The following is a 14,251-nucleotide window of genomic DNA, read 5'->3' on the forward strand; positions in this document are numbered from 1 at the left end:
TTGCCGGCGTGGATATCCTGGCGGCCGGCAGCCCCCCGCGATCCGGTGGGCCTGCCCCACCCCCGCCGTCTGCACCCCTGAAGGACTCGCGATGACCGTGGCATACCTGGTGGCCGGTGTCCGTACCCCGATCGGCCGGTACGCGGGCGCGCTGGCCGGCGTCCGCCCCGACGACCTGGCCGCCCACGTGATCCGCGAGTTGGTCGCCCGGCACCCGTCGGTGGACTGGGCCCGCGTCGACGACGTCGTACTCGGTTGCGCCAACCAGGCCGGCGAGGACAACCGCAACGTGGCCCGGATGGCGGCGCTGCTCGCCGGGCTGCCCGAGGAGGTGCCGGGCAGCACGGTCAACCGGCTCTGCGGCTCCGGTCTGGACGCCCTCGCCACCGCCGCCCGCTCCATCGTGGCGGGGGAGGCCGAGCTGGTGATCGCGGGCGGGGTGGAGAGCATGAGCCGCGCGCCCTTCGTCGTGCCGAAGGCGACCTCGGCGTACTCCCGCTCCGCCGAGATGTACGACACCACCCTGGGCTGGCGGCTGGTCAACCCGCTGATGCGCGACGGCTGGGGGATCGACTCGATGCCCGAGACGGCCGAGAACGTGGCCGCCGAGTACGGCGTCGACCGCGCCGAGCAGGACGCCTTCGCGTACCGCTCGCAGCAGCGCGCCGCCAAGGCGCAGGCCGACGGCCGGTTCGCCGAGGAGATCGTCCCGGTGTCCGTTCCCGCCGGCCGTCGGGAGACCCGACTGGTCGAGGTCGACGAGCACCCGCGCGAGACGTCGCTGGAGAAGCTGGCCGCGCTGCCCACCCCGTTCCGCGACGGCGGCACGGTGACCGCCGGCAACTCGTCGGGCGTCAACGACGGCGCGGTGGCCCTGCTGGTGGCCGGCGAGGCCGCGGTGCGACGGTACGGCCTCACCCCGCTGGCCCGCGTCGTCGGCGCGGCGACGGCGGGCGTGCCGCCCCGGATCATGGGGATCGGCCCGGTGCCGGCCACCCGCAAACTGCTCGACCGGACCGGCGTCGACCTGGCGGCGGTGGACGTCGTCGAGCTGAACGAGGCGTTCGCCGCGCAGTCCGTGGCGGTGCTGCGCGAACTGGGACTGCCCGTGGACGCCGAGCACGTGAACCCCAACGGGGGCGCGATCGCGCTCGGGCACCCGCTGGGCGCGAGCGGTGCGCGGCTGGCGCTCACCGCCGCACTGGAGCTGCGCCGCCGGGGCGGCCGTCGGGCGCTCGCCACCATGTGCATCGGTGTCGGTCAGGGCATCTCGCTGCTGCTGGAATCCGCCGCCTGAGTGCGGAAAGTTACGTGAGGGGATCTCCCGTACGCGGTGGCCGGCGGCCTAGAGTGGTCCACACCACACGACCCGCGGGGTCGGCCGGCGGCCGCGTACGCCCGTCGACGCCGGTGCCTCGCGCTGCGGCGACGAACTGGGGGGCACACCGATGCCGGACGCACTGCCGACCGAGATTGACCTGACCAGGCCGAGCGCGGCCCGGGTGTACGACTACTTCCTGGGCGGGGCGCACAACTTCGAGATCGACCGGCAGCTGGCCGAGCAGATCGCCAGCATGACCCCGAACCTCGCGGCCACCATGCGCTCCGGCCGCGATTTCCTGCGCCGCGCCGTCCGGGCGCTGCTCGACGCCGGTATCGACCAGTTCCTCGACATCGGCTCCGGCATCCCGACCGTCGGCAACGTGCACGAGGTGGCTCAGGCGGCCAACCCGAAGGCCCGGGTGGTCTATGTCGACATCGACCCGGTGGCGGTCGCGCACAGCCGGGAACTGCTCGCGGGCAACGACCTGACCGGAGTGATCCACGCCGATCTGCGCGAGCCGGAGCGGATTCTCGCCGAGACCCGACAGCTCGGGTTGATCGACTTCGAGCGTCCCATGGGCATCCTGCTGGCCGGGGTGGTGCACTTCGTTCCGGACGCCGACCGTCCCGACGAGATCCTGGCGACCCTGCGGGCCGCCGCCGCGCCGGGCAGCTTCCTGGTCGTCTCGCACTCCACCTTCGAGGACCAGCCGCAGGAGATGCTGGACGCCCAGCGCCTCTCCTCCCGAACCGACACCGAGATCACCCTGCGCTCCCGCGCGCAGGTCACCGGCTTCTTCGGCGACTGGACGGTGCTCGAACCGGGCGTCGTGCACATGCCACTGTGGCGCCCCGACTCGCCCGAGGACGTCGACGAGCACCCCGAGCGGTTCGGCGCCTTCGGCGGCGTCGCCCGGTACGACCAGCCCGCCGGCTGACCCCATGGCCGCCGTCCCGGACCCCACCGGGGTCGACGTCGGCCGGACCGGTGTCGAGGCGTACGCCGCTGACTGGGCCCGTGTCGTACGCCGCATCGGTTTCGTGCCGCACAGCGCGGCCGAGACCGAGCGGCTGCTGCTGCTGCACACCGTCCGGCTGGCGGAGATCGTGCGAGCCGAGCCGTTCAGCGCCCGTCCCGCCGAGGAGGTGGGGCGGGCCCTGGTGGAGGCGCACCTGACCGAGCCCCGGGCGTTGGAGTGGTCGCTGCGCGCGCTCGGTGACGACTTCCCCGCCCGGGTGCTGGCGGCCGACGGTCGACCCGCCGATCTGGGCGACCGGATCGCGGCGACGCAGGGCGCGCTGGCGGCCGGGTTCGCCCGCGCCCTGCGCGACCGCACCTTCGCCCAGCAGGAGCGCATCGCCCGTTCGGCGTGGCAGGCGCGGGACGAGGTCGAGCAGGCGTTGCGCGACAGCGAGGCGCGGTTCCGGGCGGTCTTCACGGGCGCCGCCATCGGTATCGGCATCGCCGGGGTGGACGGGCAGATCATCGACGTCAACACGGCCTTCGCCGAGATGCTCGGCTACTCGATCGAGGAGCTGCGCCGGATCAACGTGGCGACGCTGTTCCACGCCGACGACGCCGCCGGCATGTGGGAGCTGTACCAGGAGCTGATCGAGGGCAAGCAGGACTCGGCCCGGGTCCAGAAGCGCTACTACCGCAAGGACGGCAGCGTCGTCTGGACGGATCTGGCCGTCTCGCTGATCCGGTACGACGACGGCCGGCCACGGTTCACCGTCGCGATGATCGAGGACATCACCGAGCGGTACGAGCTCCAACAGCGGCTGCGCTTCCAGGCGCTGCACGATCCGCTCACCGGGCTCCCCAACCGGACGTTGTTCTTCGAGACGTTGGGCCGGGTCTTCGACACCGCCGCCCCCGGCCAACGGGTCGGGGTGTGCTTCCTCGACCTGGACGGCTTCAAGACCATCAACGACAGCCTCGGCCACGACCTCGGCGACCGGCTGTTGGTGACGATCGGCCGGCGGCTCGCCGAGTGTGTGGCCGACCGGGGTCACCTGGTCGCCCGGATGGGCGGCGACGAGTTCGTCATCCTGGTCGACGGCGGCGGTGACGTCGAGGACGCGGTGGCCGTGGCGGAGGCCGCGCTGGCCGCCGTCGCCGCGCCCGTACACGTCGGCGACCAGCAGTTGGCGGTCTCCGCCAGCGTCGGGATCGTGGACTGCCCGGCCGCGGAGACCACCGCCTCGGAGCTGATGAAAGCCGCCGACACGACGCTCTACTGGGCAAAGGCGGCCGGGCGGGGTCGGTGGGCGGTGTACGACCCGGAGCGCAGTGCCCGTGACCACGCCCGGTCGGCGCTGGTCGCCGGACTGCCCGCCGCGCTGGACCGGGGTGAGTTCGTCCTGCACTACCAGCCGATCGTGTCGCTGCTGGAGGGCACCATGCTCGCCGTGGAGGCGCTGGTCCGCTGGGAACACCCGGAGCTTGGTCTCATCGGCCCGGATCACTTCATCGGCCTCGCCGAGGAGACCGGTCTGATCGTCCGGCTCGGCGAGTGGGTGCTGCGGCGGGCCTGCCGCGACGCCGAACGGTGGTGGCGGGAGTTCCCCGAGGCGCGGGTCGTGGTCAGCGTCAACCTGGCCGCCCGGCAGGCCGACGACCCGGCGATCGTCGCGACGGTGGCCGACGCGCTCGCCACCAGCGGTCTCCCGGCGGAGCTGCTGCAACTGGAACTGACCGAGAGCGCCGTCATGGGCAGCGCGGGCGAGCCGCTGCGCAGCCTGCACCGGCTCGCGGCGCTGGGCGTCCGACTCGCGGTCGACGACTTCGGCACCGGCTACTCCAACCTCGCGTACCTGCGGCGGCTGCCGATCCACTGTCTGAAGCTGGCCGGCCCGTTCGTCGAGGGCATCCGCGCCGACGGTACGGACGAGGCGGCGGACCACCGCGACGAGCGGATCGTCGACGCGTTGGTCAGGTTGGCGCACGCGTTGGAGCTGTGGGTCACGGCCGAGGCGGTGGAGACCGGCGTGCAGGCCGAGCGGCTACGGGCCCTGCGCTGCGACACCGGGCAGGGGCGGTACTTCGGCGCTCCGGTGCCCGCGCAGGACATCACGGCCCGGCTCCGGCAGGCTACGGCGTGAGGCACGCGGGCTGGCCGGCGACGGACGGCGACGGCGTGAGCGGCGGGCCGGTCCGGTCCGCGTGGTGCCGACGGAAGGCGACGGCGTGAGCCTGAACGACTCGCAGACGGTGGTGACCGTGGTGGCCGCGCTGGCCATCGTGGCCGGGCTGGCGGGTGTGGTGGTGCCCGGCCTGCCGGCGCTCCCGCTGTGCTGGGGCGGGGTGCTGGTCTGGGCGATCTTCGGCGGGGCCGGCCCCGCGGGTTGGGCGGTGTTCGCCGCCGCCACGCTCGTCGCGGTCGGCGGCATGGTCGTGAAGTATCTCTGGCCGGGGCGGAACCTCAAGCGGACCGGTGTGCCGACGTCGTCCCTGCTGGCCGGGGGCGCGCTCGGGCTGGTGGGGTTCTTCGTGATCCCCGTGGTCGGCCTGCTGCTGGGTTTCGTCGTCGGGGTGTGGGCGGCGGAGCGGCTGCGGCTGGGCAGCAACCGGCTCGCCTGGCCGTCCACCGTGCAGGCCCTCAAGGCGGTCGGCCTGTCCATGCTGGTGGAGTTCCTGGCCGGCCTGACCATCGGCGCCCTCTGGGTCGGCGGCCTCCTGCTGACCTGATCCACCGGGCTTCGACGCGTTCCGTTGAGCCGTAGGGTGAGGGCGTGCGACTGGTCAAGTTCACGCATGCCTGTGTCCGCCTTGAGGACGACGAGCGCCGACTGCTGATCGATCCCGGCGTCTGGACCGAGCCGGAGGCCTTCGACGGGGTCACCGACATCCTGGTGACTCACGAGCACGACGACCACTTCGATCTTGAGCGGGTCGCCGAGGTGTCAGCCTCTCGTCCGGTGCGGCTCTTCGCGCCGGAGCCGGTTCGAGAACTCGCCGTGCGGGGCGGATTGGCGGAGGCGGTCACCGTGGTCACGGCGGGTGCGGAGTTTCGTGCCGGCGGCTTCCGGGTGGCGGCGGTCGGCGGTGAGCACGCGGAGATCTACGACGGACTGCCGGGCTGCGTGAACCTCGGCTATGTGGTCGAGGGCGTCTACCACCCCGGCGACTCGTACTTCGTACCTCACCAGCGGGTGACGACGCTTCTCGTGCCAGCCGCAGGCCCTTGGGGCAGGCACCGCGAGGCCATCGACATGACGCGGGCGATCGCCCCGGAGCGGGCGTTTCCCATCCACGATCGGGCACTGTCGGCGGACGTCGGCTATGAGAACCTCGACGGCTGGATGGAGTACAAGGGCGCAACCGAATACCGGCGGATCCCCGTCGGCGACAGCGCGACCCTGTGATCGCGTGCGCATCGTGGTGCTCGGCGGTCTCGGCGCCTGGCCCTCGGCCGACCAGGGCTGTGCCGGCTTCCTGGTCGAGCGCCAGGGTTTCCGGCTGCTGATCGATCCCGGCTACGCGACCCTGCAACCGCTGCTGACCCGGCTGCCCGCCTCGGCGGTCGACGCCGTGTACGTCAGCCACGGCCACCCCGACCACTGCGCCGACCTGCAGCCACTGCTGCGGGCCAGGGCGTTGGCCGACCGACCCGCCCCGGCGCTGCCGGTGTACGCGCCCACCGGCAGCCTCGATGCGCTGCTCGCGATCGACGATGCGGGGCTCGTCGACACGGCGTACGAGCTGCACGAGTTCACCCCCGGCGACACCTTCGACATCGGTCCGTTCACCCTGCGGACCTGGTCGTTGCCGCACTGGGTGCCCAACGCGGGAGCCCGCATCACCGCCGGCGGGACGGCGCTGGCGTACACCGGGGATACCGGCCCGAGCCCGATGCTGGCCGAGCTGGCCCGCGACGCCGACCTGTTGATCGCCGACGCGACGTACGTCGACGAGATCCCGGACCGGCAGGTCGGATTCCTGTCGAGCGCAGCCGAGGTGGGCCGTCACGCCAGTACGGCACGCGCCAGAGCGGTCCTGTTGACCCACCTGTGGCCCGGCACGGACCCGGAGGCGGCGATCGCCGCGACGCGGCAGGCGTACGCGGGGCCGGTCGCCGTGGCCCGACCGGGCGTGGTGCTCGATCTGCCCGGCTGACGTCCGGGCCCGGCGGGACAGGGGGTGCCCGGTCAGCCGACCGGGCACCCCTCAGGGGCGTAGGCCCTAGTAGTCCTGGTAGGCGGTATACCGGCGGCTGCCCGTCGTGCCGTCCTGCACCCACACGGTCACCCGGACGGTATCGCTCAGCTTCGGCGTGGGATAGGCGTGGTTGCCCTCGTCGCAGGTGTCGTTGAAGCCGTCGGCGTCCTCGGCGGTCGCGATGACCTTGCCCGTGGTGAGGTTCCGCATCTCCGCCCGCGCACGGTAGCCGTCCTTCTTGTCGTCGCAGACCGACAGCTCCCAGGCGTTGTAGACCTCCAGGTACGCCGTCGCGGAGTCGTTCGTGGTCTCCACGGCGATCTCGTAGAGGGCGGCGGTCCGCGCGGCAGCGGTGCCCGCCTGGGCCGCCGTCGCGCCGACGGGCAACAGCATGAGCGTGGCCAGAGCCATGGTTGAGATCCTTCGCAGCACTGTTCGTCCTCCCGGTCGTGTGCCGGCCGGAATCAGGTCGGCCGGATGACTCCACGATGGGGAGGCCGGATCAACCGGGGCAACGGTGGACGGCGTTCGGGACGGATCCGAACAGCCCTGCCGGGGCCGGGCGCGGCGGCGCGGGGCACCTTCGTCGGATACGGCGGGAGGCCGTACGGGAGAGAGAGGCGGCGCCCCGCGCCACCGTGTGCCGGACGTTGCCGAGCGCCCGGCGGAGCCCGTCGCGATCGGGCCTGGTCACGGGTAACAGCATGCGGTCGTCAAGCGTGCGGTGGCAACGGGATTAGCGGGACGGTACCCGCGACGTATTGACCGCCCCTGATCATCGGGACGACACTTTGCGCACTCGTTGACGGAACCACCTCAGGGAGGTGCGCAGTGGCCACGACGCCCGTTCCGACCGCAGAGCAACCGATGGACGACGACGCCCGGCGTCTCGCCGAACTCGGCTACAAGCAGGAACTGCGCCGCAAGTGGAGCGGCTTCTCCAACTTCGCCATCTCGTTCTCGATCATCTCGATCCTGGCCGGCTGCTTCACCACGTTCGGCCAGGCGTGGAACAACGGCGGACCGGTCGCCATCTCCTGGGGCTGGCCGCTGATCTCACTGTTCATCCTGATCATCGGTTTCTGCATGGCCGAGCTGGTGTCGGCGTACCCGACGGCAGGCGGCATCTACTGGTGGGCGGCGACCATGGGTCGTCCGGCGCACGGGTGGTTCACCGGCTGGTTGAACCTGATCGGCCTGGTCGCCGTCACCGCGTCGGTCGACTACGGCTGCGCGACCTTCCTCAACCTCACCCTGTCGGCGCTCTTCGACGGCTGGGCCGGGACGCTGCGGCAGGCGTTCATCCTGTTCGTGATCATCCTGGCGCTGCACGGCCTGATCAACATCTACGGGCACCGGATCATCGACGTACTCCAGAACGTCTCGGTCTGGTGGCACGTGGCCGGCGCCGCCGTCGTGGTGGCCATCCTGGTGTTCGTCCCCGACAACCACCAGAGCTTCCAGTTCGTGTTCACCGAGCGGTTCAACAACTCGGGCTTCGGTGACGGTGACACCGGCGGCCTGACCTTCTGGTTCTACGTGCTGCCGCTGGGCTTCCTGCTCACCCAGTACACGATCACGGGCTTCGACGCCTGCGCGCACGTGTCCGAGGAGACCCGGGGCGCGTCCCAGGCCGCCGCCAAGGGGCTCTGGCAGTCGATCTTCTACTCGGCGGTCGGCGGCTGGATCCTGCTGCTGGCCTTCCTGTTCGCGGCCACCGACGTCGAGGCGGTCAACGCCGCCGGCGGCTTCTCCGGCGCCATCTTCGAGTCCGCGCTGACCCCGGTCTTCTTCAAGGTCGTCATCATCATCTCCACCATCGGGCAGTTCTTCTGCGGCATGAGCTGCGTGACGTCGATGAGTCGCATGGCGTACGCGTTCAGCCGTGACCGGGCCGTGCCGGGCTGGCGGCTCTGGTCGAAGGTCGACCGCAACGGCACCCCGGTCAACGCGATCATCGGCGCCACGGTCGCCGGCCTGGTGCTCACCCTGCCGGCGCTCTACGAGAGCTCGGCCGGTATCCCGATCGCCTTCTACGCGGTGGTCTCCGTCGCGGTGCTCGGCCTCTACCTGTCCTTCCTCATCCCGATCGCGCTGCGGCTGCGCATGGGCGACCGATTCGTGCCCGGTCCGTGGACGCTGGGACGCAAGTACAAGCTGTTCGGCTGGGTCGCGGTCATCGAGATCGCGGTCATCGCCGTGTACTTCGTGCTGCCGATCGTGCCCGCCGGGGTGCCCGGCGACGACGAGTTCACCTGGTCCGCGGTGAACTACGCGCCGCTGGCCGTCGGCGGGGTGCTGCTGGTGGTGGCCGTCTGGTGGTACGCCTCGGCCCGGAAGTGGTTCACCGGCCCGGTCCGTACCGTCGAGGAGCGGTCCGCGCGTACGCCCGCCGAAGGCTCCTGACCCCCCTGCGGTGTAAGGAAGGGCCCCTTGTTCAACAAAATCCGATAACAAGGGGCCCTTCCTTGCATCCGGGGCGGTGAGCGGGGGCATTGACGGTGATCCGGTTTGCCAGTAGACCTTGGTGATGGAGGCCCGCTCATGAGGAATGCGCCGCTCACGCTGGAACAACTGCGGGTCGCCGTCGACGATGGCGAGATCGACACCGTGGTGCTGGCCCTGGTCGACATGCAGGGCCGGTTGCAGGGCAAGCGGTTCCACGCGCCCTTCTTCCTCGACCAGGTCGTCGAGGGCGGCAGCGAGGGCTGCAACTACCTGCTGGCGGTGGACGTCGACATGAACACCGTCGACGGGTACGCGATGTCGAGCTGGGAGCGCGGCTACGGCGACTTCGCCATGGTGCCGGACTTCGCCACCCTGCGCCGGGTGCCCTGGCAGCCGGGCTCGGCGATGCTGCTGGCCGACCTCGCCTGGCTGGACGGCTCCGGTGACGTGGTCGCCTCGCCCCGGCAGATTCTGCGCAAGCAACTGGACCGACTGGCCGAGCACGGGCTGACCGCGTACGCCGGCACCGAGCTGGAGTTCGTGCTGTTCCGCGACTCGTACGAGGACGCCTGGCGGCGCGGCTACCGCGACCTCACCCCGGCAAACCAGTACAACGTGGACTATTCCCTGCTCGGGACCGCCCGGGTGGAGCCGCTGCTGCGTCGGATCCGTACCGAGATGGCCGCCGCCGGGCTCACCCCGGAGAGTGCCAAGGGCGAGTGCAACCTCGGCCAGCACGAGATCGCCTTCCGGTACGACGAGGCGGTGGCCTGCGCCGACCACCACGTCATCTACAAGAACGGCGCGAAGGAGATCGCCGCCCAGGAGGGCATGTCGATCACCTTCATGGCCAAGCCGAACGAGCGGGAGGGCAACTCCTGCCACATCCACTTCTCGCTCCGGGACTCGTCCGGCTCGTCGGCCATGCTCGGTGACGGGCCGGCGCACCTGAGCGAGACCGGGCAGCGGGTGCTTGCCGGGTTGCTCGCCACCATGCGGGAGTTCAGCCTGCTCTTCGCGCCGAACATCAACTCGTACAAGCGCTACCAGCCGGGCTCGTTCGCCCCGACGGCGCTTCGCTGGGGTGTCGACAACCGCACCTGCGCGCTGCGGGTGGTCGGGCACGGGCAGGGCATGCGGGTGGAGAACCGGGTGCCCGGCGCCGACGTCAACCCGTACCTGGCGATCGCCGGGCTGGTCGCGGGCGCGTTGCACGGCATCGAGCAGGGGCTGGAGCTGGGCGCGGAGTGCACCGGCAACGCGTACGACGACCCGGACGCCGAGCGCGTCCCCAGCACGTTGCGCGACGCCCTGACCCTGTGGGAGGCGTCCGGGGTGGCCCGCGAGGCGTTCGGCGACGAGGTGGTGGCCCACTACGCCAACCAGGCAAAGGTGGAGCTGAAGGCCTTCGACGCGGCGGTAACGGACTGGGAGCTGACCCGTGGCTTCGAACGCCTCTAGGGCCTGTTTCATAAGAACTGGCCGGCCTGCGGCGGGCCCGGACGACGACCGGCGGCGTTGCGGTGTCGTCCGGATACAACACCGGTATCCGGACGACACCGCGCCTTGCCGGATCGCCGCCCGGACTCCGCCTCGGCTCGACCGCCCTTATGAAACAGGCCCTAGGGCCTGCCTCCGCTGCGATCTTGCACTTTCTGTCGTTGGTTTGGGGCAACTCACGGCTTATGTCGGCACAGAAAGTGCAAGATCGCGCGGATTGGTGAGGGGTGGGACGCGTGAGCGTGCTTGTTGATCCGGCTTCCGGGGTGGGGTTTCGGGAGGTTACCGGGGCCTCGGTGGGGGAGGTGGATGCTGCCATCTCGCGGGCCGCGACGGCGTTCGAGACGTGGCGGGAGGTGGCGCCGGGGGATCGGGGGCGGCTGTTGCGGCGGTTCGCCGCCGTCGTCGACGCGCACCTGGACGAGCTGGCCCGGTTGGAGGTGCGCAACTCCGGGCACACCATCGGCAACGCCCGCTGGGAGGCCGGCAACGTCCGCGACGTGCTGGACTACTACGCCGGTGCGCCGGAGCGGTTGACCGGCCGGCAGATCCCCGTACCCGGTGGCCTCGACGTCACCTTCCACGAACCGCTCGGCGTGGTTGGCGTGATCGTGCCGTGGAACTTCCCGATGCCCATCGCCGCCTGGGGGTTCGCCCCGGCCCTCGCCGCCGGCAACACGGTGGTGCTCAAACCCGCCGAGCTGACCCCGCTCACCGCGCTGCGCCTGGCCGAGCTGGCCCGCGAGGCCGGCCTGCCCGAGGACGTGTTCACCGTGCTGCCCGGCGAGGGCGCGGTGGTGGGGGAGCGGTTCGTCAGCCACCCGGCCGTTCGCAAGATCTGCTTCACCGGCTCCACCGAGGTCGGCACGCGCATCATGGCCGGCTGCGCCGCCCAGGTGAAGCGGCTCACGCTGGAGTTGGGCGGCAAGAGCGCCAACATCGTGTTCGCCGACGCCGACCTGGAGACCGCCGCCGCGACCGCGCCCGGCGCGGTCTTCGACAACGCCGGCCAGGACTGCTGCGCACGGTCGCGGATCCTGGTCCAACGACCGGTGTACGACAGGTTCCTGGAACTGCTCGAACCAGCGGTACGCGCCGTCCGGGTCGAGGACCCGTCCCGCGACACCGCCGAGATGGGCCCGCTGATCTCGGCGGCCCAGCGGGACCGCGTCGCCGGTTACGTGACCGGCGCGAAGGTCGCCTTCACCGGCTCCTGCCCCGACGGCGCCGGCTTCTGGCACGCGCCGACCGTGCTGCTGGCCGATTCGCCCGCCGACCGGCACTGGCGGGAGGAGATCTTCGGGCCGGTGGTCTCGGTGCTGCCGTTCGACGACGAGGCCGACGCGGTGCGGCTCGCCAACGACACCGAGTACGGCCTCTCCGGCTCGATCTGGACCCGGGACATCGGGCGCGCGCTGCGGATGGCGCGGGCGGTCGACTCGGGCAACCTCAGCGTCAACTCGCACTCCTCGGTGCGCTACTGGACCCCGTTCGGCGGGATGAAGCGCTCCGGACTCGGCCGTGAGCTGGGCCCGGACGCGCTGCACTCCTTCACCGACGTCAAGAACGTGTTCATCGCGACGAAGGAGTGAGGCCAGTGCAGGGTCGGTTGCAGGACCGGGTGGCCGTGGTCACCGGAGCGGGCAGCGGCATCGGGTTGGCCACCGTCCGGCGGTTCGCCGCCGAGGGGGCGCGGGTGGTCTGCGTCGACATCGACGCGGCGGCGGGCGAGAAGGCCGCGCAGGAGTGCGGCGGCGAGTTCGTCCGCGCCGACGTCGCCGACGAGGCGGCGGTACGTGACCTGTTCGACGGGGTGGCCGACCGGCACGGTCGGGTGGACATCGCGTTCAACAACGCCGGCATCTCCCCGCCGGACGACGACTCCATCCTGGACACCGGCCTGGACGCGTGGGAGCGGGTGCTGCGGGTCAACACCACGAGCGTCTACCTGTGTTGCAAGTACGCGATTCCGCACATGCGGCGGCAGGGCAAGGGGTCGATCATCAACACGGCCTCGTTCGTCGCGTTGATGGGAGCGGCGACGTCGCAGATCGCGTACACCGCGAGCAAGGGCGGCGTGCTGGCGATGACCCGCGAGTTGGGCGTGCAGTTCGCCCGCGAGGGCATCCGGGTCAACGCGCTCTGCCCCGGCCCGGTGGCCACCCCGCTGCTGCTGGAGCTGTTCGCCGCCGACCCGGAGCGGGCCGCCCGCCGGCTGGTGCACGTGCCGATGGGTCGGTTCGGTGAGCCGGCGGAGATCGCCGCCGCGGTGGCCTTCCTGGCCAGCGACGACGCCTCGTTCATGACCGCCGCGCAGTTCGTGGTCGACGGCGGTATCACCGGCGCGTACGTCACTCCGCTATGAGCGCGAGGAGTGAGCCGGGTTTGCGAGCCCCGCAGTCGCGAACACCAGCGGCTCCGCGGCGGCCCCTGATCGGGATCAGCGCGTACGTCGAGCCCGTCGACTGGGCCGTCTGGCGTGGTGTGCGGGCGGTCCTGGTGCCCGAGGCGTACGTGCGGGCGGTGACCGCCGCCGGTGGCCGGGCGGTGGTGCTGCCCCCGGACGACGTCGACGCCGACGTGCTGGCGGTCCTCGACGGGCTGCTGCTGGCCGGGGGCGCCGACGTGGGCCCGGGGCGGTACGGCCAGCAGCCGCACCCGCGGACCGAGGACCGGCCGGACCGGGACGCCGGTGAGTTGACCCTGCTGGCGGCTGCCCTCGCCGCCGACCTGCCCGTGCTCGGGGTCTGCCGGGGGATGCAGCTGCTCGCCGTCGCCTACGGCGGCACCCTGCACCAGCACCTGCCGGACGTGCTCGGCTCCGAGGCGCACCGGCCGGCGCCGGGCGTCTACGGCGCCCACCCGGTGCGCTTCGCGCCGGGCAGCCTCGCGGCGCGGACCCTGGCCGGGGTTCAGCAGGTCAACTCGTACCACCATCAGGCGGTCGCCACCGCGGGCCGGCTCACGGTGACCGGCTGGGCGGCCGACGGCGTGATCGAGGCGGTGGAGGATCCGGCCCGTGCGTTCGTGCTGGGCGTGCAGTGGCATCCGGAGAACGAGCCGGACCCGCGCCCGATCACCGCGCTGGTCCGGGCCGCCCGGGGGTCCGGCCCGCCGGTGAGTGACCACGACGAGGGGGTACGCGTGGCCGGATCACCGGTGCTGTGACGCAGGTCGCCCCCGTCGCATGGGTCGGGCGGTGGGAGGATCAGCGCATGGGCAAGGTCTATCCGGAGATCGACGGTCGTCTGCGGGAGTTCATCGCGGCCCAGCAGGTCTTCTTCGTGGCTACCGCGCCGTCCGGTCCCGAGGGGCATGTCAATGTCTCACCGAAGGGCATGACGGGCACCTTCGTGGTCCTCGGCCCGCACCGGGTGGCCTACCTCGACTATCACGGCAGCGGGGCGGAGACCATCGCCCACCTGCGGGACAACGGCCGCATCACGCTGATGTTCTGCGCCTTCGACGGGCCGCCGAAGATCGTGCGCCTGCACGGCAGGGGCCACACCGTGGCGGTGACCGAGGCGGGCTTCGCCGACCGTCTCGCCGAGTTTCCCGCTCCACCGGACGTGCACGCCGTACGGGCCGTCATCACCGTCGACGTGCAGCGGGTCAGCGACTCCTGCGGTTACGCCGTGCCACTGATGGACTACCGCGCGGAACGCGACCTGTTACTCACCTCACACTCCCGTCGCACGGCCGATGATCTGGTGACCTATCGCGCCACCAAGAACGCCGCGAGCATCGACGGATTGCCGGTCTTCTGAGTGCTCAGGACACGTGTGCGCCCCCGTCGGTGCGCCGCGTCCGCCCCCGTGC

At 71.6% G+C, this 14,251-nt stretch carries 13 protein-coding genes; 12 read left to right on the top strand and 1 reads right to left on the bottom strand.

The features are described from left to right. Positions 1 to 91: 91 nt before the first annotated feature. The 6 genes from pcaF (at position 92) to AB0B55_RS28905 (ending at position 6,442) form a co-directional block, all read left to right on the top strand. Complete coding sequence (gene pcaF / locus AB0B55_RS28880) at positions 92 to 1,297, top strand: 3-oxoadipyl-CoA thiolase (protein ID WP_357122341.1); 1,206 nt, start codon at positions 92 to 94, stop codon at positions 1,295 to 1,297. A 151-nt stretch (positions 1,298 to 1,448) separates the two neighbouring features. Then, entirely contained in the window at positions 1,449 to 2,261 is an 813-nt protein-coding gene (locus tag AB0B55_RS28885) for an SAM-dependent methyltransferase (RefSeq protein WP_357175110.1), read from the top strand. A gap of 4 nt (positions 2,262 to 2,265) precedes the next feature. Next, positions 2,266 to 4,428 (top strand): EAL domain-containing protein, encoded by a 2,163-nt coding sequence (locus tag AB0B55_RS28890; protein ID WP_357122348.1) that lies wholly within the window; start codon positions 2,266 to 2,268, stop codon positions 4,426 to 4,428. Positions 4,429 to 4,513: 85 nt separating this feature from the next. Then, on the top strand, positions 4,514 to 5,014 hold the full coding sequence (locus tag AB0B55_RS28895; RefSeq protein ID WP_357122351.1) for a DUF456 domain-containing protein: 501 nt from the start codon (positions 4,514 to 4,516) through the stop codon (positions 5,012 to 5,014). A 44-nt stretch (positions 5,015 to 5,058) separates the two neighbouring features. After that, positions 5,059 to 5,691: an MBL fold metallo-hydrolase gene (locus tag AB0B55_RS28900; RefSeq protein WP_357175113.1), complete on the top strand. Its 633-nt coding sequence runs from the start codon at positions 5,059 to 5,061 to the stop codon at positions 5,689 to 5,691. 4 nt (positions 5,692 to 5,695) lie between these two features. Next, positions 5,696 to 6,442 carry an MBL fold metallo-hydrolase gene (locus AB0B55_RS28905; RefSeq protein ID WP_357175116.1) on the top strand — a complete coding sequence of 249 codons (747 nt, stop codon included), beginning with the start codon at positions 5,696 to 5,698 and terminating at the stop codon, positions 6,440 to 6,442. A gap of 66 nt (positions 6,443 to 6,508) precedes the next feature. Here AB0B55_RS28905 and AB0B55_RS28910 read toward each other — a convergent pair whose 3' ends face one another. Next, positions 6,509 to 6,895 carry a hypothetical protein gene (locus tag AB0B55_RS28910; RefSeq protein ID WP_357122360.1) on the bottom strand — a complete coding sequence of 129 codons (387 nt, stop codon included), beginning with the start codon at positions 6,893 to 6,895 and terminating at the stop codon, positions 6,509 to 6,511. Positions 6,896 to 7,351: 456 nt separating this feature from the next. Between AB0B55_RS28910 and AB0B55_RS28915 the strand changes: the two genes are divergently transcribed. The 6 genes from AB0B55_RS28915 to AB0B55_RS28940 all read left to right on the top strand — a co-directional run bounded on the left by AB0B55_RS28915 (position 7,352) and on the right by AB0B55_RS28940 (position 14,199). After that, on the top strand, positions 7,352 to 8,890 hold the full coding sequence (locus tag AB0B55_RS28915; RefSeq protein WP_357175119.1) for an amino acid permease: 1,539 nt from the start codon (positions 7,352 to 7,354) through the stop codon (positions 8,888 to 8,890). A gap of 138 nt (positions 8,891 to 9,028) precedes the next feature. Continuing rightward, complete coding sequence (locus tag AB0B55_RS28920; protein WP_357175122.1) at positions 9,029 to 10,393, top strand: glutamine synthetase family protein; 1,365 nt, start codon at positions 9,029 to 9,031, stop codon at positions 10,391 to 10,393. A gap of 281 nt (positions 10,394 to 10,674) precedes the next feature. After that, positions 10,675 to 12,024, top strand: a complete 1,350-nt coding sequence (locus tag AB0B55_RS28925; protein WP_357175258.1) for an aldehyde dehydrogenase family protein — start codon at positions 10,675 to 10,677, stop codon at positions 12,022 to 12,024. 5 nt (positions 12,025 to 12,029) lie between these two features. Then, positions 12,030 to 12,797: a 3-oxoacyl-ACP reductase gene (locus tag AB0B55_RS28930; RefSeq protein ID WP_357122369.1), complete on the top strand. Its 768-nt coding sequence runs from the start codon at positions 12,030 to 12,032 to the stop codon at positions 12,795 to 12,797. Positions 12,798 to 12,817: 20 nt separating this feature from the next. Further along, a complete protein-coding gene (locus AB0B55_RS28935; protein ID WP_357175125.1) occupies positions 12,818 to 13,600 on the top strand; it encodes a gamma-glutamyl-gamma-aminobutyrate hydrolase family protein in 783 nt (260 codons plus the stop codon). 47 nt (positions 13,601 to 13,647) lie between these two features. Continuing rightward, complete coding sequence (locus tag AB0B55_RS28940; RefSeq protein ID WP_357122375.1) at positions 13,648 to 14,199, top strand: pyridoxamine 5'-phosphate oxidase family protein; 552 nt, start codon at positions 13,648 to 13,650, stop codon at positions 14,197 to 14,199. Positions 14,200 to 14,251 lie beyond the last annotated feature (52 nt).

The sequence above is a fragment of the Micromonospora sp. NPDC049107 genome, from assembly GCF_040648595.1.
Classification (GTDB): domain Bacteria; phylum Actinomycetota; class Actinomycetes; order Mycobacteriales; family Micromonosporaceae; genus Micromonospora.